Origin of the sequence: Deminuibacter soli, assembly GCF_003412455.1 — a bacterium.
Classification (GTDB): domain Bacteria; phylum Bacteroidota; class Bacteroidia; order Chitinophagales; family Chitinophagaceae; genus Deminuibacter; species Deminuibacter soli.
Genome location: NZ_QTJU01000007.1, coordinates 166,474 through 192,598, shown reverse-complemented (window position 1 = coordinate 192,598; position 26,125 = coordinate 166,474). Strand labels below are relative to the sequence as shown.

The window sequence follows — 26,125 nt, the reverse complement described above, 5'->3', positions numbered from 1 at the left end:
TAATCACACTTTTTCATCGCATCAGTGTTACCCAGCCTTTATAGTCCTTTGTACCTGCAGGTGTTCGTAATTTTAAGACATAGTAATATGTACCTTCATTCAAACCTGCGCCATCCCATTCGTTGTGATAATCGGAAGAATAAAACACCTGGTTACCCCACCGATTGTACACAACCAATACAGAATTGGGATAGGCTCCAATGCCTGTTATTTTGAATTGATCGTTTTTACCATCGCTGTTGGGTGTAATAATATTGGGAATAAACAGGTCTATTACATTATGTTTATCCGATGAATGATTGTCTGTGGTATCTAAGTCGTTTCCTTGACTACTTACCCAGGCTGTATTCACTACATCTCCGGCAGCGTTAGCCTTAACGGTCAAAACCAATGAAACGCTTGCTCCTGCAGCTATTTCAGGTATTGACCAATGTAACACCCGGTTGGATTGACTGTAACTGGCTTCGCCGGTGGCAGCACTGGCAAACTGATAAGTAACAGACGCAGGCAAACTATCAGTAACCATCACATCCCGGGCAGGTGAATTTAGTTTATTGGTTACAGTGATCGTGTAATTGAATACATCAGAGACACCGGTTCTTTTTTCCTCTGATTTTTTTACTACTGCCAGATCATTGGGCGTTTTAATGAATATGGGAATACGTGTTGAATCGCCCATTACGCTACAACCTGCATCAGAAGCACAGGTCGCAATACCGTTGTCATCACTGCCAGGCATAACATACGCCAGGTTGCTGATGGTGGTAACAGTTGGCAGGCTATCCACCACACGTACAGTAAAACCAAAACTGGTAATATTGCCTGGTGACAGCGCTGCATGACTTTGGTCAATCCGTAAAACGCGCGAGCTACTATCGTAAGCATAGTTGCCATTGGTGCCGCTGCCGGTTATATATGTTACCTGCGAAGGAAGAACATCGCTAATGTAGATAGTATCCAAAATAGCTGTGCCAGTATTCTTAACGAAGATGGTATAATTCAACAACTCATTTAGTTCAGCCACACCATTACCTGAAGCATCAGCCACCTGCTTCCACGCCTGCAAACTGCGGACTTGCGGACTAAGCAACACTGTGTCCTGCGGATTGTGCGGATCATGTGGATCGAGACTGCCACCGACAACGATATTGTTATATACCGCATTGGGCAAAGCCATCATTTTCAAGTGAAGCAGGTAGGTTTGCTGTGCACCTGCATCAATTGTCCAAATATTGGAAACCGGATTATAAGTGCCGCCTCCATCATCAGAAATGTATGTGAACCCTGTCGGAATGTCTTTTACCTGTACACCCATCGTATCTTTCAAGCCATGGTTACTGAGCATGATGGTAAACAATACGGTGTCGCCGGCTGAAGCTGCTGTACGGTCAGCTGTTTTGGTTAGTTGCAATGCTACGAGCAAAGCAGTATCCTGCGGATTATTTTTGTTGCCGGGATCAAGTGTTCCAGCCACCGCAATATTGCTGTAGGTTCCATTTGAAGTAGCCAGGAATGACACGTGTAAGGAACGCGATGCGCCCGCCGGAATGTTCACTGTCCAGATTGACGTGGATGCGTTATAAGCACCGGCCCCGTCATCGCCAACATAACTAAACCCATCCGGGATTTCTTTTATCTGCACGCCGCTGGTATCTTTCGCTCCGTTATTAGTGGCTTGTATAGTGAAAATAACAGTGTCGCCAGGTTGCACATTGTTTACATTGGCAGTTTTGGTTATATGCAGGGACGCAAGACTAACTGTATCGCACGGATTCTGCAAATCATTTGGATTAAGATTGCCCCCTACAACGATATTGCGATAGGTGCCTGTCGAATTCGCAAGCATTTGCAGATGCAGCACGGCACTGCTTAGCCCGGCCACATGCGTTGTCCATATGCCGGTTGCAGGGTTAAAAGTCCCGCCGCCGTCATCGTCAATATAGCTAAAGCCATCAGGAATATCTTTAATTTGAACACCTATTGTGTCTTTTACACCATGGTTTACCAGCGTTATGGCAAACGTTACGGTATCACCAACCGACACGCTGTTACGATTTGCTGTCTTTATTAACTGTAACGACACTAATTCAATACTGTCTTTCGGGTTGTGTGCATCAGTCGTATCAAAATTTCCCCCGACGGCTACATTGCGGTATAGGCCGCTTTCAGCTGCTTTCATGGTAATATGCAGCACTGCCGTTGCACCTGCCGGAACATTGGTTGTCCAGATACCTGTTTCAGCATTATAAGCGCCGGCTCCGTCGTCACTTATATAGGTAAAGCCATCTGGCAATTCTTTTACCTGAACATTGCTGGTATCCTTTGCGCCATGGTTGCTGATACTAATAGCAAACACCACACTGTCACCTGCATGCACTTCATTACGGCTGGCTGTTTTTGAAATTTGCAGAGAAACCAACCGCACCGTATCTACAGGATTGCCCGGATCACTTGGGTCTAATGTACCACCAACAGCGATATTACTGTAGGGCCCCTCAATGCCAACCTTCATTGCAAGCTGAATTGTTTGTGTTGCGCCAGCCGGCAGGTTGCTGATGGTCCAGATTCCTGTAGCAGGATTGTATGAACCATCGCCGGTATGCTGTACGTAAGTCAAGCCGTCGGCAATGTCGTGTACCAATACATTGGTTGTATCTTTTGTACCATTGTTGCGCATGGAAAGGGTAAATAACACGGTATCGCCTGTTTGAACATCATTACGGCCTGCAGTTTTAGTGAGTTGTAAAGCTACCAGCGCTACCGTGTCGCGGGGATTATCTTTGTCATCAGGATTTAGGGAACCGCCCACGGCAATATTGCGATATGCACCTGTTGCATTTACAAGCATCGTAATATGTAACATCCTTCTCGCACCAGCCTGCAAGGTAGCTACCTGCCATATCCCGCTGATATTATTATAAGTGCCTGCTCCATCATCACTGATGTAAGTAAACCCATCAGGCAATTCTTTTATCTGTACGCCACTGGTATCAACCGACCCGGTATTGCTAATGGCAATCGTAAACACCACTGTATCACCAGGATTTACGAATTGTTTATCCGCCTGCTTGGTAATTTGAATCGCAGGAAACGCCAGGGTATCCTGCGGGTTTTCCGGATTCACAGGATCCAATGTGCCACCAACAGCAATATTTCGGTAAACGCCGTCTGCAGTGGCTTGCATAGTAAGCTGCAATTCGCGCGAAGCACCAACAGCAAGTGCGGCAATTTGCCAGTCATGGCTGACTATATTATAACTGCCGCCCCCATTATCGTTGATATATGTAAAACCGGCAGCAATATCGCGGATAGTTATACCAGCAGTATCTTTTGTTCCATTGTTAGAAACGCGGATGGTGAATATCACTGTATCACCTATGTTTACCGTATAGCGATTGGCTGTTTTTACCACGTTTAATAAGGCTTTGCCGGTTACTGCAATACGGGTACTATCGCCAGTACAGGCCGGGTCATGCTCCGGACAACTCGGTTGTTCGGTAAGGCCGCCGCCATTTGCAACAGCCATATTGCTGATATATGAAACACCGGTTACGTTGTCTGCTACTTTTACTTTAAACTGAACGGTAGTAGTGGCACCCGGCTGTACATCCGCGAGTTGGTATACCAGGTAAGTTCGTCCTGCGTTGGTTAACACATTATTCGACGCGCCGCCCTGTATACTGCCCGTAACATAACCGGTAAACGCCGCCACCGAATCCAGGATAGTCATGCCACTTAGCACAGCACTTCCTTCATTTTTAAGGTGTATCGTATAAGTAAGCACGTCACCAGCCGCTGCAATCGTGTTGCCGTTATCGTTTGTTACTGTTTTCCACAGAGTATACCCTGCGGCATTGCCCAGATTTACCGGTTCATCACTGATAATGCTGCAACCCGCGCTGCTGGAGGCTTGTATTGTATATAAACCAATATCGGCAGTTTGAAAAGAAGCGATAGTATAGGTATTTGCTGTAGCCCCTGCAATGATTGAATTACCCTTGTACCATTGGTATGTGGTGGCACCGTTAATATTGGCAGTAATGGTTACCGGCGTACCAATTGGTAAGGTGCTGCCTGGCGGCACGGCAACAACACTGCTGATCACTGGCAGCGGATTAACAGTAATGCTGAATTGCTGCGCTGAACCAATACATCCATTGGCAGAAGGCGTTACGGTGAATAAAGCTACTATTGGCCCACCGGTAGTGTTAGCAGCCGTGAAGGGCAATATATCACCGCTGCCACTTGCTGCAACGCCAATTGCCGGTTGCGTGTTTGTCCAGCTAAAATCTGTCTGCACTGCATTTCCGGTAAAATAAATCTGTGTTGTTGTTTGCCCGTCACAAAGCGTTTGATTGTTTAAACTATTTACATTCACAGCTGGTTGAACCTGCACACTGACATTTTGTGCAGTACTGCAACCATTTGCTTCAATAGTGAATCGATATATTGCAGTGGCGGGTGTTGTACCAGTGTTTACCAAGGATTCAGTAACACCACCGGTACCTGCAGCGGCCGGGTTGGTAATTCCGGGTGCAGCGTCGCGCACCCAGCTAAAGCCTGCACCAGCCGTTTCCGAGGTTGGTATGTAAGTAAATGACGTTGAATTGCAAATAGCCGGCGGCTGTAAGGCACTACTTAACACAGGCATCGGGTTAACTGTGGCAATCACCTCGTGCGTTGACGAACAATTATTGTAGTGAACCGTGAAATGATAAGGCACTTTCACTGGCGCATTGGTCGTGTTTATCAACACTTCCTCTATCTTAGGCAAACCGCCGCTGCCAGGCGCATTGGCAATACCAGGTACTGCATCCCGCTGCCATTGAAAGGTAGCGCCAGCCACATTGCTGGTTGCTGCATAGTTCATTGCACTGCCGCTGCACACGCTGAAAGTATCGTTACTGTTAAATACAGGTACAGGATTTACGGGAACCACCACCTGTTGCGTAGCGCTGCAACCATTGCTGCTTGCAGTGACTTGATAAACTGCGTTGACTGTAACCGGCAAAGTATCTATTAATATTTCGCTGATTTGCGTTGCAGTACCGCTATCAGCCGCATTACTGATGCCGTATACTGCGGCACGTTTCCAGCTCAGGATGACGTTGCTATTATTGGAAGTAATTGTATAATTGAACGGAGATCCGCTGCAGACTGCATCAGGCGAAGTATTTCCCGTTAAAACTGGTATCGGGCTAACAGTAACAGTGCGTGTTACAGGAACCCCGATGGCAGGAAGCATCGTTCCATCTTCCAGCGCATAAGTGTATGATGGAGTAATGGTATATATCACTTGCTGCGGCGCATTACTGTTATTCACCAGGGTTTGCATTAACTGGTAATTGCCGGTTGCATCTGCCACGCCCGATCCGCCTAATGCGCCGGTAACACCCGCAGGTGTGGTTACTGTCCATTGCAATGTAGCGCCGGCCATAGTTCGTAAATGCAGTAATGCAGCTGATTGGGAGCAAACATTGGTATCACCGGCATTTACGGCAGGTATGCGATAAGTGATGGTATGCGTTGTGTTATTGGTGCTGTCTTCATCGGTAAAACCAGGCGGTGCATGTCCCATTGCTATATTGCGTAATTGTGTAGTGGTGCTATCCAATAGTTTCATCGTGCCTTGTATAGTGATAATACCGTAACTGTGTGCCTGCAGGGAAAGGGTATTGTTTTGCAATACCCCATTGGCGACCGTTGTGGCTCCGGCATCAAAGCTGTTGCTGTAGCCTGCATTATTAAATGAAATAGATTGATAGCTGAATCCCGCAGGAAGACTATCGGTAAATGGAATGCCTGGCTGTGCGCTGCCTGCATCATTGTATACACGCACCTGATAAGTTAAAGCGCCATTGTTGGTTACAAGTATAGGTGCGCTTTTCTCGGTACGTACACCACCTGGCGTAGTAATACGCACATTTCTCACCTCGTGAAAGGCAGTAGCGCCGCCAGTTGAAGCTGCAAAACCCAACTTTAGATTCGGCGGTGGCGGAGTGGAAAGAAGTACAGGGCCAAACACGGTTTGCATAGCGCCAGATTCATCCATCTGCAATCGCACGGATACCTGATAAGTGGCGCCATTTCTTTCCATCAATACCTGTACTTTTCGATAATACAATGAACTTTGTGGCCGGGTGGCTGTTATTGTGGGATATGCTAAGGACTTGCCCGCATAGGGTGTACCTGCAAGATTAGCCTGTGTGCCGCTCAGGTAACGAGTACTGTCGCTCGCAGGCCCACGCAATGCTATTGCATTTGGCACTGAACCGTAAGAAGGCGAAAGCCCTCCCACCTGTCCCTGATAAGTAGACGACCAGCTACCGAATTCATCCAGCCCAACGCCAATATAGCCACCTGTAAGCGCGGGTTCGTAAGCCCCTCCATTTGTATTGGTTTTGCTGAATGCGTAACCAAGTGAGCCGCCAACGTTACCCTGGCCAAAACTGCCGGGGCCATAATTAGCATCAAATAAAAAAACGGAAAAACCATCAGCAAGCGGCACACCAGGATTGTTGTTTTTCCAGGCGCTAAACTCAAACTCGGCAAGCACGCCTAAGGTAGAAGGAAATGATTCATTGATATAACAGTAACCCGATTTATAAGTTGTGTTAGATGAAAGACGTAACCATCCATCTCCTGGAACGTCAATACCTGATTGTGCAGTAAGTACTGCTTCGCCACCTAATATAATATCAGGAGGCACAGTGCTGCCACGAAAAGTTTCTGTGATACTAAACTGGGCCCAGGTATAATTATTTACGCATACGCATAACAGGCCTGAAATAAGTATGATTAGCAGTGATTTGGTAATATCTTTGCAGCTGATTGTCAATTCATACGATTATACAATATGATAGATATTTTATAAAAGCATCTAAATGTATACTGTAAATCGGGCTATTGCAAGGCGTAACGGTTACGACTATGTAAGCATCACCGGACTATATTTCAGTCATTTCAATCTCTATCAATTACTTACCTTAAATCTAAAAAAGCTAAAACATTCCACATAGCATCAATAACAACAGAAAAGTTTCAAAACGTTGGTCAGTGCAGCGATAGTCATTGAAGCATGTAACGCTTCACAACGCTATGATTCCCCTAAGCATAAATCGCAAAAAGAGGCTGTCTCTTTATCTTTTGAGACAGCCCCTTTTCATTTTTACCCAACTTTACCTTTTAATTGTTGGTGTTAGGCTGGTTATAACTTCTGCAGTAAGTATCTGCATCACTCCTGCTATTTTTTTGAATGCAATTTGTAGAAGGTTACTCCATTCGTATAATCATCCACTCTGCCGCAGTAATATACTGTACCTGTTCTATCCTGTCCGATAAAATTGGCGTTTGTAAAATCTACAAATTTGGCTTTGCCTGTACTGCCTGTTTGAACTTCATTGGGGTTGAGTAATCCCAATTCTGTTCCTGCATAGCAATAGGCAACCAGATTTTGAAGGTCGTAATTATAAATGGACTCAGCACTAACATTGATTACACTACCATCTATCAGCGGCAAAAATAAAGAAGGAACAGGCATGTAGCCTGCGCTATAGGCAAAATAGGGACTTTGAAGCGCGGGATCGGTTTCATACGACTTGAAAATAAAATGTGTATAATAATCAAACACGCCTGCGAGTTGTTGCTGTATCACATCGTATTGTACCGTTCGTGTATTAAACGCATTATCGTACACATAACCGTACACATATTTGCCTGTTGGATCAAGGCTGTACAGCGAGCTGGCTGCAGGATAGCCCGGGGTGTTATAGAAAAGCGGATTGCTCATTAATACCGTAACATGCCCCCCGGCATCGAGACGGCAAATCATGTACACACAATTAGCGACAAAATCCATGTTGAGCTGTGCCTGACTGATATTGCGATACCAGTTGAGGTGATCTTCCACATCGTCATCGGGTGCAAAATAGTTGCTGTAAAACAGCATTCCATCGTGTGACAAATTAAGGTTCGCGGCTACTACCTGCAGCTTGCTGATGTCTCCCTGGTAAGGCGAACCATCCGTTTTCAATGCTGAGGTTGCGGTAGTTACAAGGGTTCTGTTGATTGTGGTAACGCTTCTGGTTACGAGATTCATTTTGCAGAGCCTGAAAACATAATGATCCTTTACATCAGCGGCAGTCTCGTTTGTTTCCGCAGAAAAATAAATGGTATTGCCATCATACGTTACTGCCGTTCCAAGCAGTTGCACGATGGAGAAAGGGGCTGATTCGTTGTTAAAACTATCTCCCGCTTTTATAATCTGGGTTGTTTTGCCGGCAGCTATTTTATACATGCCATACTTGTTATCGAAAAAAATATTGCCTTCCTGGTCAGTATGTGCGGATCGCAAAAGTGAATGGTAATTCTGTGCAAACAGGATAGCATCATCCGGCATCCATGTAGTAATGGAATCTACCTGGAATGTAGTGTCTGTTTTTCCGGCGCTTGCAGGAAAGGAAAGAATGTTGATCGGTTTGCAATTTGTTGTAATGCCATTTGCAATGAGAGTTACAGGCCGCTTTTGCCCCACTCCCATTTGGTCTGTTATCAAAAATCGTATCAGTTGTACACTGGTTAGCTTGCCTCCCTGATTCGCTGTGTAAGGCAAGGTAAGTGTGTCAATTATTTTTACTGACGCGTTGCCGATCACCAGTTGAAAGTCAGGCCTTTCGTAAAATAGTTTACCGATCATTATCGCTGTGTCGCCCACTACAAGGTTCTCGGGATATTGCCATTCACCGCCGCCAAAATGCCCGTTTAAACTATAAACATCGCTGATCCATGGCTGATCGCTCACAAGGCCTATATGCTCATCAACTTTTTTACAAGCTGCAAAAAAACAACCGATAGCAATCAATATATAGAAAAATCGCTTTTTTCTATTAGTAAATAATAACATGAACATTGGGTTTAAATTAAAAATTTTGAAAAACCTTGATGGCATAAGTTGTTTGCAGGAAAACAAGGCGACCGGTAAGCGGATCTGTATAGGAGCCAGGATTGTTGCTGGTATAGCCGGAAAGTAAAATCGTATAGGCGTGACCGGGATACACACGCAATTGTGTTGCGGCAAGTATGTCCAGTGAATCTCCCTGTTGATACGCTTTAATATTTAGCAACGAATCTGTTGCCATATTTACGGGAACAAAACCGGTATGTTGCAAGTACCTTATTTCATCAGGCAATGAATCGATCGCGCGCTGGTTGAAAGTAAGGAAGACTGGCTGGTCAAACGGACTGAGATTGATAATGCGCAAGCCAATCTTTTTGTCTTGCCTGGTAAATGCATCTGCAGCTACATAATGTGAAAAGTATCCAAGACTGTCTGTGTAAAAGATGCTTACCGGCACATCGCTTTTGATGTTCGCAACAGCTGTATCCAAAAGATGTTTAGCGCTGTCCATCAGGTAAAATTTATGCGATCCGGACGAAATTCTCATAAAAGTTAACCAACTATCTGTTGCGTGCGGAAATGATTGGGGAGTGATGGTGGTAAAACAGGGATATATGGAATAGGATAAATTTTCCGGCCTCTTATAATTGGTATCAGGTTTGTCTATAAATACAAAATTATTACTATTAGCGGTGTTACCAAATACCTGTCCCAGCAAGGCATCTGATGCATTATAAAAACTGATTTGGGCATCGTTCGTCACGGGCAACGGTTCAATTTTTTTGCCACAGGCGCAAACAAACAACAACGTAGCGTAAAGAAAAAAATGTTTGCAAATATTCTTTTCCAATGATTTCATGATAGATTATTTGTAAGTTAAAAAGCGTAAGTGAACTGCAAAAGGAAGTAACGGCCCGGCTTGTACGAGGTATAAATATCATCGCCCTTATAATATGTAACGCCTGATCCCGCATTGTGCATAGGCACTTCCTTGTCATACCGCGAATTGAAATTCTGGTCTTCTGCAATCCTGTAAGACTGATCTAACAGGTTTTGAATGCTGAATTTCATTTGCAATGTTTTTGCAATGTGCTGGGTAATAGAAAAGTCCAAGAGGTGCATAGGCAATTGCAACAGGTTTGGACGTGTGAAGGTAGAAGCAGCACCATGGTCTTCCCTGGTGCGCACACTTTTGGCATAAATGCGCGGACCGCTTACGTTGTATACGAGACCCAATTTTGTGCCCCATGAGGTATTTTCGTAAAACAACCCGCCGTTGAGCGTATAGGGCGACTGTCCCTGTAAACCTTCGCCTTTTTGCTGTGTTGAATCAACTGCATAAAATTGATTGAACTTATGCGTAATGGTGCTGCTTTTGATCCATGCGCCATTGATTACGACCGACAAATTCCTGAATAATTTTCCGGGAACAAAGGACAGACTTTTTTTAATCTCTGCTTCTATTCCATATAATCGTGCACTAACCGAGTTGGAATAACTGATGATGGGAAACGGAAAGCCATCGGAATAAGCAGCCCCTTTTACATCGTAGAAAACGCGTTCAATAGGCTTGTCAAGATACTTGTAAAACACACCGAGATTCAATACTTCATTTAAGTTGCCATGTTGCGGATACAATTCCAATCGCAGGTCAAGATTGTCTATGGTTGCAGTTTGTACCGACGGGTTGCCAATTATTAACTGGTTGTTTTGATAATCGAAATCGTTGTAGGGTGTGAGTTCACGAAAGTCAGGCCTGTTTACCGTACGGCCATAACCTGCCCTGATTACATAGGCTGAATCCGGATGATAAGCAATATTTATGGAAGGAAGCCACGACACTTTGAGATGATCCAGCACGACCGGCACAAGATTATGTGCCCCGTCATCCTGCGCTCCTGATAAACGCTGCCTGTCAATTTCTGCACGGAGACCGGCATTCACCACTATTTTCTGATGCGCCAGTTTCCAATCTCCCATAGCATAAAATGCATTGTACCGTTCACTTGCAACATACGCATCTACAGGACTTGTAACATCATACACTGCCAGCCCGGATTGATCATCAGGAAAATATTTATTGCTCCAGACAGAAGAAAGATCCTGCGCACGAAACCGCAGCAAAGAAGGGTCATTATAACCATAACCATTGTACCAACCCAGGTCATCGTTTGGCGCATGCGGCCAAAGCCCGTTATCAAGCCCGGCACGATTCACACGAAACAAGCGCCTTCCCAACGACCGGGTTTTGTAAAAATTACAGGATCCGATCTTTAAATCGAAAGCCGGTTGCACATGAAAAGTATAATCGACTGCCCCGTTAAATAATTGTTCTTCGTTCTTTATAAACATACGGGTGATCATGCCTTGAAATCCGTAGTGCCTTGTATCAAACCCGCTTGCATTGGAACCGGCAGCAATCCAGGAATCATCGGCATAATTCTGGTTGCTGATGAAATGGCTAATGCGTTGATCCGGCACTTTTTGCAAATCGTATGTATAACCGAGGTTCCATGTTAGCTGGTGTTTTTTTAAAGCGTCCAGCATGTGTTCGCCACCAAGATTACCCGAGTACAACAAACGCTGCTCGAATGACAATACAATGTCTTTTTTGCGCAACAGGTTGGAATCAGTGCCCGGCGATACATTGGCTGTTGTAGTGGTAATGCTTGTAAACCGGCGGCCATCATTTACAAAAAAGTTATTAAAGTTTATGGTATTGCGCTCATTGAGTTTGAGTGTAATATTTTCTAGCACGTTTACTTTGGCGTTTTCAAACGTTTGTTGCGAACGGATAAACCGGTTGTAATCTGCATCGGCCTGCGTATAGGCTGTGGTGTCGTCATCCTGCGCGTTCTGTGCATATGTATTGCCCAATTGCTTGCGCACATCCCGGCAAATCGTCTCCTTCGTGTAAGTCATTGAAGTGAGGTTGTAAAGGCGCTTGTGACCAAACTTCCACGTATAATAAAAATTGAAGAAACCCTGCAGGTCTGGCGAACTATGACGTGTACTGTAATCAAGTGTTGGAGAAAATCCTTTGATAAACTGAGCAGGTGCTACAGTATTGCTTACCTGCTTGTTACTTTGTAATATGCCTGGTGAAAAGGACGGCAGCTTTCTTGTGCCATCATCGAAACCAAGCACATCATATTTTCCACCGTTGTAACTGTTTACTGTTGTCAATGTAGAATTGGGACGATGTGCCAGTTGCAGGCCAATGTCAAAATGCCTTACAGCAGCAGGTTTCTTTGTAAACACTTTGATTGCCGCACCACCATAATCAGCAACAAGATTGGCCACAGGTGATTTATACACCAATATTTTATCAATCACACTGCTGGGCAATAAATCATACGCAAACGACTTATTGTATAATTCAGTAGAAGGCGCAATATTGTTGTTCAGGTAGGTAAGCGTGTATCTTTCATTCATTCCGCGCACTACAATAAAACGATCATCCACCACTGTTACGCCGGGTATGCGCTTTGCTACTTCAGCCGCATTGCGGTCGCCGGTGCGATTGATCAACTCATTGGAAATGCCAGATACCACGCCATTCGCATCTTTGATTTCCCCGAGCAGCTGTTTTTCCGTATTATGCGTTACCGCTTTTAATTTGTGGTGCCCAGATTCTACAATTACTTCTTTTAATGAGCCGCCTGTTTGCATTTTTACATCATATACGGCCTGTACGTTAGGTTCAACAGTAACGTTCCACAAGATGCCTTCCTGGTAGCCTGTAAAGCCGGCTACGAGCGTATATGAACCAACAGGCACATTTTTTATTTCGTAAAATCCGCGGTTGTCTGTAATGGCGCCTACCCTGGTGCCCGACAGCATTACCGATGCACCGGGCAGCGGTTCTGCTGTTTCAAAGTCCACTATGCGCCCACGTATAGATCCCGGCTGCGGCCGCTTCCCAAGTTTCAGTGCAATGGTATTGGCATTTGCCTGGTAAGTGAGACCGGTGGTTTGTGTCAATTCACTCAATACTTTTTTAAGCGGCACCGCCTTCCAATTGACTTTTGAAATATGTACGCTATCCATTACCGCTTTATCGTAACTGAAAATAAAATCGCTTTGCTCATCCAGTGCTGCTATAACAGCCGACAATGAGACATTGGATAACGATAAAGTAACAGGCTGATCCAGCGATGAGGTTTGCGCAAACATTTGCCGCATAGAGATGAATGATAACAGCAGCAATAGCATGCAATAGCTTCCTGCCTTTTTTTTACCGCTTTTTCGCATAAATTGATCCATACTGGTTCTTTAATTAAGAGTTATTTTGAACGTGCCATCATCTTGCAACACGTCCTTTTTATAGTTAATAGTTGGAAAGTTGGGTAGCAGCTTATTTTCGTCTTATCCAAACACTGTCGCCTTTGCTGCGATAAGAAAAATTGTGGATGTAGGCTATGTTATCCATTATCAGCGGGAATGATTCGTGGTGATAAGTGCCGGTAAATCTTGCTGCAGCATAACCTCCTTTTGCGTAAAATATTTTCTTGTGAAAACGGCCGGATAATCTTTCAAAAACTGATTCCAGCGGCACATCATCAAATACCAGCGCTCCTGTTTTCCAATCATTTTCAGCTGCTGCAGAGAAGCCTGAAACAGCAACCCGGCGCGCATTTTTGTTATATACAAGTTTGTGTTCCGGGGCAAGTATAACAACACTGTCACGCGTTGACGCATGCATTTGCACAGCTATCTTGCCTTGTGTTAAAGTGACGCTTACAAAATCATCACTGCGGTAAGCTGACATATTGAAATGTGTTCCCAATACAGTGGTTTGCAGCTGCTCCGTGTTTACAATAAAGGGAAATTTTGCGTTGGAGTTTACTTCAAAATAAGCTTCACCGGAAAGTGTTACCGTTCGGTGAAACTGGTTGTAGTCATCCGGAAGGTCAATAGAAGATGCCGGTGTCAACCAGATTTTACTGTTATCCGGCAGCGTTAGCAAGCGTACGTTGGCGGATTCGTTATACAAATGCCGCTTAGCCATTGTATATTGCATTACCTCATGCGTCGCAGGGGCCATTAAACGATACATAAACGTTGCCATTACAAGCAGCAACACACAAGCTGCAGCCAATGCTGCTTTGCGGCCAATGCGGTACACAGGCCGGCGCAGCGCCGGTTGTATACTGAGTGCTTTACGAAGACGGGCGTCTGTCGCAACAGGCATGGCCGGTGCTTTTTCGTCCCAACCTTCTTTCAGTGATTTTTGTATTTCATCATCAGATTGAGACTGCAGCCATTGCAAAAATGCTTTACGCTCTTTGCCTGTTTGTTGCTTATCAACAAACCGTTGCCATTTTTCTTTTTCCATCATACATTATACACGTGGAAAAGCCCATTCACCTCAATAATTTTTTTTATAAAGACAGCGAGATAACAATTTGTTAATACCACAATTCCATAACAGCACAATTATATTTGTGAACCAATGCCAGCAAATCAGTCAGCCGGGAATGAGCTCTTCGCAGCGCTATACAATGCCACTAAAAACAGTCTGTATCATTACCTTTGCACATATACAAAAGATGTGCATTTAGTAGAGGATCTAATGCAGCAATGTTATCTTAAAATTTGGGAAAGATTTGATCAGTTGCAAGATTACAACAAAGCCTTGCCTCTTGTAAAAACCATAGCACATCATCTGTTGATCGATGTGGTACGCAAGCGCATGAAAGAGGATACCGTTTGGCTTGAAACGCTGGAAGGTGAAATAGAAAATTTAATGGAAGCACCTGCAGACACATCCTTTGTTTTTTTGCAGGCGCTTGACAAAGCTATTGACCGGCTGCCTGAAAATTGCAGGAAAGTCTACCTGATGCATAGAGAAGAAGGGCTCTCTTACCGCGAAATTGCAGCGCAACTATCGGTGTCTGTGAGCATGATAGAAAAGCACATGAGTAAATCTATCAAACTGCTGAAAGCCGACCTGCTAAAAGACTACGCGCTGGTGCTTGCAATCGCAATAAGCATGTCTGTAAATTAAAAAATGTGTTGCAGGGCAATGGTTGCTTCCCCGCCATACTTGCCCAGCTGGTCTTTATGTTACAAATTTATTATCATTGCAGATACCCGAACCGGTATTATATAACCGAGATAACTGATGCTAAATCATGTCACGGTTACAATTTTTTTCTCCTGTTTTATTCGTATAGTTTCGCGGTATTGTAATATTTACCATTGCATGGAAATTTACTACAGACCATTCTCTCTTACTACAAAGCAAACTGTTTATCCGCCAGCGCACGCCATTTAACAGGACTTCCTTAGGTAAATTACACCGACTTCTTTTTTGTTCAATCCGTACTTACTCACTTAATCCGTACACGTTTGTGTTAGCAAGTTATTACTGCGCCCTGAAATTTATGTAAGGACAATAGCAGCATATAACCCAATTCATTTTTAATTCATTCTGGTATGAACATGAAATATTTATGCCTGGTGATGCTTGCAGCTGCATCATCCCTGGCATCCTATGCGCAATTACTTAAAATTGACAGCGTGCAGCTGGCAGGGGACTGGCATTTGGCTACTAATAAAATTGTGCAGGTAGTAAATGTAGGAGGCCTTCAATTGAATGATGGCACTACACCGCCAGGCTCACCTTATGCTTTTACTTCGCTGCATTTTGACTACAGCAACAAAGGCATTGCAACAGCCGCTGATGGAAAAGAATATACGCTATTCATGACTTATCAACCTGACGGTGTGGGCATACTACAAACACCACTGGGCAATGTGCGGCCGTTTGCTTTTTTAATGGTGAAGAGCGATGTATACCTGGCCTTTTTTCAAGGATATAAAGACGGCCAATTCGATGCTGCGGGAAGCGGCGAATGCGTGGCAGTGTATATCAAAAACCGTTAACCTGGTAAGAGCTAACGGTATTGTATAAGTCATTCACTGAATTTAAAAAATATGCAGGTAGCAACAAATACACTAAAGAAGGTCTGCCTCAGCGCTGTTGCTGTTTTGTTTATTGCTGCAGCCTATGCCATACCTACCATTTCTGTAAATGTAACCGCGGGCAATTGCAAAAACAATGGTATCATTACAGTAACAGCTGCCAATACTACCGGCACTGTTTTGTACGCATTGATTGCCCCCTCCCAGCTACCCTTTCCGCAGCAAACAAATAATGTATTTTCAGGTCTGCCTTCCGGTTCGTATACCATAGCTGTTTACGATAACACTACCGGCGCAACACCGGTTACAAAAACAGTCTCGCTCACCAATAACTACACCGACCCATCGGTTTCATCAGTATCTCCCGGTGTTGCCGCTACCGAGGCATATGGTTATTGCGGCCCACAGGGAACAATAGCAGTAACGGTAAAAAACGGTCGTGCCCCCTATACTTACCAGTTGATGGATGCTACGGGCACTACGCCCATAGGCAGCCCGCTGGCAGTTACGGGCACTTCAGGTACGCTAACCAGAATAGCCATTGGTACCTATACCGTCAGGATTACCGATGCCTGCGGCACTTCGTTTATAACCGGGCAGCAAACAGTTACACAGGATAATGATATCAGTAAGGTAACCTTGTCGAACCTGTCAGTTAGCAGTACCTGGGCAGAACAATTAAAGATTAACACAACCTGCGATGGTGTAATTGCCCAGTCATTTCCCAATCTGCTGCCTATGACGTTTACGTATACCAATGGTACCACTGTGAGTATGAGTTACAGGTACCTGCAGGGCAGAATGGAAATACCTGCGGGTTCTGGCAACTGGAGTGCCTGGGGGCCGCTTGATCAAACGCTCACACTTCCTTATGCAATTACGGGCGAATCATTTACGGTGAACTACCAGGTAAACAACCCTTGTACCAATCAAACATTAAATGCTTCGTACACCTACCCGAGGCTGGAGTATACACTGGGTCAGACAAATAACAGCACTACAAGTACCATGTGCGATCCCGGGAAGCAGCTCAGCATCACTTTTTCGGGCAATGTATACAACTGGAGCACCAAGGTTTGTTATCCGATAAGCGTTACGCTGACAGAACAAGGCAATCCATCCAATGTAAAAAACTACACATGGACAAGCAGTTACCCCTACTATATTACAGATGCCATACCTGGTACTACCTATAACGTTACTATCAAAGATGCAAAAGGAGTTACCAGGTCGTATACCTACCTCTATCCTGCTGCAATCCGCGATGCCATTTCTTTGTCTACCTACGTAGAACCCTGTGATTTTAACTCAATACGGTTTTATTTCACCAGCAACTCACTTTCCAAAGGCCCGTTTCCTATAACATATACTATTTTAAATGGCCCGGCTGGCACCGTTGGTACAGCCGTTACTGTAAACAACAGCACTGACCTGAACAGCCAGGGAAGCAGTCTATACACGTATCCTTTTACCAATATGCCCTGGGGAAATTATATTTTCAAAATAAGTTTCGGGAACCCTGTTTGCAGAACTGATACCATTACCCGGAGTAATACGCAGACCTATAAGGATTTAAAACTGCAAACATTGAACTATGTACAGGGCAATTACGGTTGCGGATATTACGACATCACCGGATCTGCCAGGTATACTACTGTAAGTGGATTCTCAACTACTACCTTTTATGCATATTTATACCGGGGCACTACGCTTGTTACAAGCTTTTATTCAAGCAACGGCACTTTTACATTTTCCAATCAGCCGGCAGGCACCTATACCGTAAAAATCTATTCTTATATTAATATATCCGGCAGCCCATCGATATGCAGTGCGCCGTTTGATCAACAAAATATTGTACTGCCTGATTATAACCTGCCGCTTGTAAACAAACAGCTATCGGGCGGATTAGTGTGTGTGGGACAAACTACAGGGCAGCTGCATGTTTCAGCTTCCGGTCTTGCGCCAATCCGGTTTCGCGTGAAGCCACAGGGCACGCCGGATGCAAGCTACAGTGCTTACCAGCTCGATTCCAATTTCAACAATTTAACCCCCGGTGTGTATACAGTGCTTGTAGAAGATGGATGCGGCGGCCGTATTGCAGAAGATATCACGTTATCAAATGCGGCAACCGCATCCCTGCTGCAGGTAACCGGCGCTACTGCTGCCAATACGGTATGCCCGGGAAGCTCTTTTGGTGTTAATGTAACACCTATCGGAACTGTATCGAGCGTGCAATGGACACTTCCCGATAACAGTACCGTTTCAGGCGTGCTAAGTATATCAGTACCCTCTTTTGCACCAGCTAATGCCGGGGTATACCGGGTTCAGGTTGTTTCAACGGCGGGTTGTTCGGTTTCATCCAGCGTTACTATCGGCACGGCAACACAGCCAACACTGGTAGTCAACAATCCTGCGCCGGTTTGTGCTGGTACAGCTGTTAATCTTGCTGCGCCGGCTATTACTGCAGGCAGCAGCAGCGTGTCTATCTATGCTTATTATTCAGATACCACAGCTACCAGTCCATTGCCCGGTTCAACGGTTACACCGCCGGCTACAACTACTTATTATATCCAGGCACTTTCTGCTGATTATTGCGCAGCGGTTAAGCCGGTTATTGTACCGGTAAAACCTTTGCCGGCTGTGTTTAAACCTTCTGCTGTCACAACCTGCAATGGACAAACCGTCGCAGCCATTCCCTTAAGCGGCAGTGTATTGCCCAATACAATCTACACCTGGACCGGCGGCGCCGCCATAGGTATAACCGATGGAAGCAGCACAACCGGCATACCTGCTTTTATAGCGGTAAACACCGGCTCAGCCCCGCTTACCAGAACAATAACTGTTTATGCAACTGCGGATGGCTGTTCCGGTACTGCTCAAACGTTTACTGTTACCGTAAATCCTATACCCCAGGTAAACCAACCGGCAAATGCGGTGGTGTGTAACGGGCAGCAGGTAGCCGCTATTCCCCTTAGCGGAAGTACGGTAACCGGCACGCTGTATAACTGGACTGGCGGCTCATCCATTGGCCTGCCCGACGGGAACGGCACCACAATACCGGCCTTCCCGGCAATAAACAACAGCAATGCACCGGTAACTGCAACGCTTAGTGTTGTACCTGTTGCCAATAATTGTTCAGGCGTGGCACAGAGTTTTACCATCACCGTAAATCCAACAGCTACCGTAAACAAACCGGCAAACATTGTTAGTTGCACAGGTCAGCAAGTAACCGCCATTTCATTAAGCGGCAATGTTGCAGGCGCAGTGTATAGCTGGACGGGGGGGGCAGCTGTTGGTTTGCCAGATGGCAGCGGAACCGCGATTTCTGCTTTTACCGCAGTAAACAATACCAGCACGCCTGTTACCAGCGCAATTACCGTAGTACCTTCAGCAAATGGATGCACCGGTGTAAAGCAAACATTTACAGTCACAGTAAATCCTGCTGTAACCGTTAACCAGCCTGTAAACCTGGTTGCCTGTGCAAATACCCTGGTAGCGCCCATAACATTAACCGGCAGCAGTGTTCCGGGTCAAATCTACAGCTGGACGGGTGGCAGCGCCATTGGTTTGCAGGATGGCAGCGGCACTTCCATACCTTCATTTACCGCCGTTAATGCAGGTACTGCTCCGGTAATTGCCAATATCAATGTCACTGCCGCAGCCAATGGCTGCGCCGGGAACAGCCAGCTGTTTTCAATAACAGTCAATCCCCTGCCGTCCAATACAACTGTTTCAGTTACGCCAAACCTTGCAGATTTAAGTTACAACAAGGTCGTATCACTTACTGCCACTGCATCCGGTGCAGCATCTTATCAATGGTATAAAAACGGAACAGCCTTAAATGGAGCAATTGCTGCCGTATATACCATCAACGGTTATATGCATGACGATGCCGGTACGTACACAGTAGAAGCAATCAGCAGTGAAGGATGCCGAAGCAACACACCAGGCGCCCTTGCATTGCCAGATGTGCAAAAATTCGATACCTGGAAACTGGTGGCCGATGCCAGCGGCAACAATTTGCCCGAAGCAGGCGAAATCCTTACTTATACCATTTATGTAAAAAATACTGGCACAATACCAATTGCCGGCATCAACATAAAAGATACTATTCCCCCGCATACATCTTACCAGTCCGGCGGCACCTACCAGGCATCAGACAATACTGTTAATTTCACCCTAAGCAATCTTGCCGCCGGGCAAACACAATCCGTTGTTTTCACTGCAAAACTGGATGCCGATTTAACAGGTGTTGACAGTGTTTACAACCACGCTGTGGTGCAGGGAGACACCATAACGCACAATACAGGCTGTTCTGAAGATCAACCCAACGGGGAATGTTACACGCCATTGCCAACCAACCAAATCAAAGCATTCGATACATGGAAGGTAGTAGCAGACCAGGACGGCAATGACCAGGCACATGCCGGCGAAACACTTACCTACACTATTCACGTAAAAAATACCGGCAGCGTTACCATTGGCAGTATTTCCATAACAGATCCTATTCCTGCACATACCAGTTTTGTAACCGGAAGTGCCGGCGGAGGCGTGTATAACAGCACCACGAATACTGTTAGTTATAGCTGGAGTAACCTGAAAGTAGAACAGGACACAACCGTAAGCTTTTCCGTACTTGTAAACAATGATATTACCGGCGTTACTGTAATCAGCAACCAGGCCACTGTTACAGGCGACACCATTACGCATACTTCCGGTTGCGGTGAAAAAGATGTAAATGGAAGCTGCACTACCGATATACCCGTACAGGGTACCAAGCATTTTGATACCTGGAAAACCGTGGCTGATGATAATGGAGACGGAAAGGCCCAGTCTGGCGAAAGACTGGTTTATACAATCCATGTTAAAAACACCGGCAGCGTAAGCATCGAGAATATTACTGTTACAGACAAGGTTCCCGCATTTACCAGTTTTGTAGCCGGTAGCAGTGGCGGCGGTATTTACAACAGCACTGACAGTTCTATAACTTATACCTGGCAAAATCTCAAAGTGGGCCAGGATACCAGCCTGAGTTTTGCAGCAATGGTTTATGACGATATTTCGGGTGCAGACAGTATATTCAACCATGCCACTGTTCGTGGTGATACCACTACACATACAACCGGCTGCAGCGAAACAACTGCTGCTGACAGTTGCCATACACCGATCGTTGTGCAGGTTGTTAAAGACTTTGAAGCATGGAAAACAGTCAGTGACAGCAGCGGCAATGGCCTGGCAGAAGGCGGAGAGCGCATTACGTATACCATTCACGTAAAAAATACAGGCAATGTAACCATCGCCAGCACGATTATTAAAGATACCATTCCATCCCACACCACCCTTATTGCAGGCAGCGCGGGAAATGGAACCTATAATGCCGCAGACAGCAGCATCAATTACATTATCGCGGGCTTGGCTGTAGGTAAAGATACCAGCGTAAGCTTCAGCGTACGGCTTGACAGTGACATTACCAATATTGACACCGTGCGTAACCATGCGCATGTGCAGGGCGATACATTGCAGCGCCCAACGGGTTGCAGTGAAGCAACAGCAAAAGACAGCTGCAATACAGATATACCTACGGATAAAATTAAACAGATCGCCACCTGGAAGCTGGTAGCCGGTGCACAGTCCGGCGGAAAGGCTGCAGCCGGAGATACACTCACTTACACCATTCACGTAAAGAATACCGGCACTGTTGTGGTTGAACAGGTAATTATTACCGATACCATTCCTTCCTACACCGATTATGTATCTTCCGGAGGAGGATTGTTTAACAGTGCCGATTCCACCATCACTTTCAGCTGGAATAACCTGAAGGTTGGACAAGATACCAGCGTACAGTTTAAGGTGAAAGTACTGGCAGATATTACAGGGGCAGACACCATCCGCAACCGTGCGCTGGCCAATGCAGATACCCTCATTCATTATACAGGCTGCAGTGAAGCAGCAGCCAATGACAGTTGTGGCACCAACATACCGGTAATTAAAGTTGCCTCCTTTACTGCCTGGAAAACAGTAGCCGATGCCAATGGCAATGGCCTGGCCGAAGCCAATGAACTGCTTACCTATACCATACATGTAAAGAATACGGGAAGCGTAAGGCTGAACAATGTGCTCGTAAATGATACATTGCCACAATATACCACCCTGGTTAATGCCGGCAGCGGATCTTATAACCCTGTCAGCAGACTTATCAGCTTTAGCATTGGCGAACTTGCAGTAGGAAAAGATTCAGGCCTGGTTATACAGGCACGTGTAAACAATGATGTTACGGGCGCAGACAGCCTGTTTAATCACGCCGTGGTTAGCACCGATACCATTACGCATACTACCGGCTGCAGCGAAGCAACGGCGGGTGACAGCTGCACAGTTAAAATACCCGTGCAGGTAATCAAAACATTTGATACCTGGAAACTGGCAACCAAACAGAACAGCAGCGACACAGCAATGCCGGGAGAAATAGTCACTTACACCATCCATGTAAAAAATACCGGCAATGCGGCCATCAGCAATGTTATTATTACAGATACCGTTCCTATGCACACCGGCTACTTACCCGGAAGCGGCGGCATATTCAATGCAACTGACTGCACGGTTTCTTTCAGCTGGACGAATTTGCGGGTTGGCCAGGATACAAGCGTGGCATTTTCCGTACAGGTAAATGCAGACGTTACTGCTGCAGATACTATCCGCAACAAGGCCTTTGTTACAGGAGACACTACTACACATGAAACAGGTTGTTCTGAAAGCACGCCGAACGGCGCCTGCTCTACGGATATACCAGTGAATAAAATTAAGGCCTTCAAGACCTGGAAACTGGTAGCAGATTCCAGCGGTGACGGCAAGGCACAAAGCGGCGAATTGCTGACATACACCATTTATGTGAAAAATACAGGCAATGTAACCATTAACGATATCGACGTATACGATACTGTACCTGCGCATACCAGTTACCTGGGCAGTAACGGCAGCTATGATACTGTTTACAACAGCGTAACATTCAGCGCCAGCAACCTGGCGGTTGGCGCAGTAGCCTCCTTCACGCTTCGGGTAAGAGTAACAGAAGACCTCACGGGCATTGCTGCAATAGTGAACACGGCATTTGCTGCAGGTGATACGCTTAACAATACTTCAGGCTGCAGTGAAGCAAAGGCAAACGGGGCCTGCACTACCGATATACCCACAGATGCAGTTAAAAAGTTCAAAACCTGGAAACTGGTAACTGACAGCAATGGTGATGGCAAGCCGGGGGCAGATGAATTGATTACCTACGCCATCCATGTAAAAAATACCGGCAACGTAACCATTAACAATATCCTGGTAAAAGACACCATCCCTGCGCACACTACCTATGCGCCAGGCAGCGGCGGACTATACAACCCGGCAGATAACTCGGTTACATTCAGCTTCAGTAACCTGCAGGTGAAAAAGGATACGGTACTGCGCTTCCAGGTGCAGGTGAACCATGATATTACCAATGCTGATACAATCCGCAATCATGCATGGGTTACCGGTGACAGCACCACGCACCCGACAGGCTGCAGTGAATCAACTGCCAACAGTGATTGTGAAACCATCATTCCTACCAATGGCATCAAGGCATCCGAAGCATGGAAAACAGTAGCAGATGCCGACGGCGATTATATAGCCCAGCCGGGTGAAATATTAACCTATACCCTTCATGTGAGAAATACCGGCAATGTAGCACTTACCAACCTGCTCCTGTACGATACTATACCGGCAGGCACAAGTTATATTGCCGGCAGCGGTGGTGTACTGAATGGAGCAAGGGTTGATTTTACCGGCATCACTATTCCGGTAGACAGTTCGGCACAAGTAAGCTTCCGGGTACTTGTTACAACCGCTGCAGCAAATGGCGGTGTTATCGCCAACATTGCCTATGTACATACCGGTGACGGCCCCGATGTGCCTACCTGCAACAAGCCCGATGGTTGCCCTGACGGGGGTGGCGATTCCACGGTTATCCCTGTTAACATACCGGTTTATTATGCGTGGAAAACAGTGGCAGATGCAGATGGCGATAAAAAAGCGTCACCGGGAGAACAGCTAACCTATACCATTCATATCCGCAATACCGGCACCGTACAAATCCGTGACCTGCTTGTGTTTGATACAATTCCTGTTCACACCACTTATGTTGCCGCAAGCGGCGGGGTATTGAATGGCAGCAGGGTAACCTTCGCCAATATCAATATCGCTGCGGGCGATTCTGCAACAGCTGAATTTAAGGTAACCGTTAATGCCGATGTAAACAGCTCGGATTTTATCTCCAATATCGCATTCCTGACAGATAACAGCGGCAATACCACGCCCACCTGTACTACACCCACCAATTGCAATGGCGGCGACAGTACCATTATTCCAATCGGGCCTGCACAATACATTGCATGGAAAACAGTCAGTGACAGCAGTGGAGACGGATTTGCACAGCCCGGTGAATTGCTGGTATATACCATACACATCCGTAACACCGGCGCAATACCATTGAGCAGGCTGCTTGTATACGACAGCATTCCGCAGTTCACTACGTACGTTGCAGGAAGCGGCGGACAATTTTATACGGGCAGAATTGCTTTCAACAATATTGCTGTCCCGGTAAATGATTCAGTAGCGCTCAGTTTCAGTGTACGGGTAGCTGCCGTTACCGGTGATGCCGTTGCCATCAGTAATATGGCGTTTGTAAGAGACAATCCGCAAGACCCGGATAAGCCAACCTGCACAAGCCCGGCAGGCTGCCCGCAGGGGGATACCACGCTGATACCAGTGAAACCTAATGGATACCTTGCCTGGAAAACGGTAAGCGATGCAGGTGGCAATGGTGTGGCAGACCCCGGTGAAATACTCACCTATACCATCCACATCCGCAACCTGGATGCTGCCGCAATCACCGGTTTGCTGGTATACGATACCATCCCTGCTCTCACCACTTATGTTTCCGGCAGCGGGGGAACTTTAAATGGTGAACGAGTAGAATTCGCTAACCTGGATATTCCGGCAGGAGATTCAGCAGCACTTTCATTCAGCGTAACAGTGGCTGCAGTTACAGACAGCACCCATACAATCAGGAACATTGCCTGGGTGCACAATGCTTCCGGTGGCCCAGACAAACCAACCTGCAGCACACCATCCAACTGCACAAACGGCGATACTACGGTAATACCGGTAAAACCGGCAGGTTATATTGCCTGGAAAACGGTAAGCGATGCAAGCGGTGATGGAAAAGCACAGCCCGGAGAAATACTGACCTATACCATCCACATTAAAAACCAGGGCGGTACTGCCATCCGGCATTTATTGGTATACGATACTATTCCTGCCTATACTACCTATATCGCCGGCAGCGGTGGTACGGCCAATGGCCCGCGTATTGAATTCAGCAATGTGACTGTACAGCCCGGTGATTCCATAGCCCTTGTATTTAAAGTAACAACAGCTGCAACACTCAACGGTGCCGCTGATATACGCAATATTGCCTACCTGCACGATGATTCCGGCGGCGGAGACAAGCCAACCTGCAATACCCCGGCCGGCTGTACAGAACCGCAGCCAACCCTGTTGCCTGTTGCTGAGCTGGTAGCAATAAAAATAAACAAACAATCATCCAGCAGCACACCTGGCGCAGGAAACGCAGCCATAGGCGTAAATGAGCTTTACTATTATCTTATCACGGTAACAAACGAAGGCACTACTACTGCACACCAGCTTACTGTAACAGATACATTGGCGCCTGTGCTGAGTTATAAAGACAATTCTGCCGACAAGGGCACTGCCACTTACAACCAACCTTCCAGGATCATTACCTGGGTGATTGATTCGCTGCAGGCGGGAGAACATGGCGGATTAACCATTTCTGTCAGCTCCCCGCAAGCCGGCACCATTGTAAACAACGCGGCAGTCACCAGCAATGAAGATGACATTAACCCGGCCGACAATACAGCTACAGTTACAACAGATATTCTTTCCCTGAATATACCAAATGTGATTACCCCCAACGGGGACGGATTTAACGACAAGTTTGTGATTAAAGGGCTGGATCTGTATGCGGAAAATCTCCTGGTAATTTTCAATCGCTGGAACAACAAGGTATATGAACAAAGAAATTATGGAAACGACTGGACAGGCAGCAAGTTAAATGCAGGTACTTATTTCTATGAATTAAAACTCAAAGATAAAAATGGCCAGTGGCATAGTTATAAAGGTTATATCACTTTGCAGAAGTAATGATCGCAAAGTAAAGGATAACCTGAACGCCGATTTCTCAAAAAGGTAAAAGGT

The 26,125-nt window shown here is 45.9% G+C and carries 8 protein-coding genes; 3 read left to right on the top strand and 5 right to left on the bottom strand.

Translation table 11 applies throughout. From position 1 onward, the window contains the following. Positions 1-13: 13 nt before the first annotated feature. The 5 genes from DXN05_RS17905 to DXN05_RS17885 all read right to left on the bottom strand — a co-directional run bounded on the left by DXN05_RS17905 (position 14) and on the right by DXN05_RS17885 (position 14,237). On the bottom strand, positions 14-6,709 hold the full coding sequence (locus DXN05_RS17905; RefSeq protein WP_147313975.1) for a T9SS type B sorting domain-containing protein: 6,696 nt from the start codon (positions 6,707-6,709) through the stop codon (positions 14-16). Between the two features lie 534 nt (positions 6,710-7,243). Beyond that, positions 7,244-8,800 carry a hypothetical protein gene (locus DXN05_RS17900; RefSeq protein ID WP_147313974.1) on the bottom strand — a complete coding sequence of 519 codons (1,557 nt, stop codon included), beginning with the start codon at positions 8,798-8,800 and terminating at the stop codon, positions 7,244-7,246. Positions 8,801-8,918: 118 nt separating this feature from the next. Next, positions 8,919-9,407, bottom strand: coding sequence for a hypothetical protein (locus DXN05_RS24510; protein ID WP_158559309.1), 489 nt, complete (start codon positions 9,405-9,407; stop codon positions 8,919-8,921). A gap of 365 nt (positions 9,408-9,772) precedes the next feature. Next, positions 9,773-13,162 carry a TonB-dependent receptor gene (locus DXN05_RS17890; RefSeq protein ID WP_116848646.1) on the bottom strand — a complete coding sequence of 1,130 codons (3,390 nt, stop codon included), beginning with the start codon at positions 13,160-13,162 and terminating at the stop codon, positions 9,773-9,775. 91 nt (positions 13,163-13,253) lie between these two features. Further along, complete coding sequence (locus DXN05_RS17885; protein WP_116848645.1) at positions 13,254-14,237, bottom strand: FecR family protein; 984 nt, start codon at positions 14,235-14,237, stop codon at positions 13,254-13,256. A gap of 114 nt (positions 14,238-14,351) precedes the next feature. Here DXN05_RS17885 and DXN05_RS17880 point away from each other — a divergent pair, with 114 nt between their 5' ends. From DXN05_RS17880 to DXN05_RS17870, 3 genes are all read left to right on the top strand, one after another. Then, the gene (locus DXN05_RS17880) at positions 14,352-14,906 is read left to right on the top strand and encodes an RNA polymerase sigma factor (RefSeq protein ID WP_116848644.1); all 555 of its coding nucleotides are present in this window, start codon (positions 14,352-14,354) and stop codon (positions 14,904-14,906) included. A gap of 431 nt (positions 14,907-15,337) precedes the next feature. Beyond that, on the top strand, positions 15,338-15,787 hold the full coding sequence (locus DXN05_RS17875) for a hypothetical protein (protein WP_116848643.1): 450 nt from the start codon (positions 15,338-15,340) through the stop codon (positions 15,785-15,787). Between the two features lie 51 nt (positions 15,788-15,838). Further along, complete coding sequence (locus DXN05_RS17870; protein ID WP_116848642.1) at positions 15,839-26,071, top strand: DUF7507 domain-containing protein; 10,233 nt, start codon at positions 15,839-15,841, stop codon at positions 26,069-26,071. Positions 26,072-26,125 lie beyond the last annotated feature (54 nt).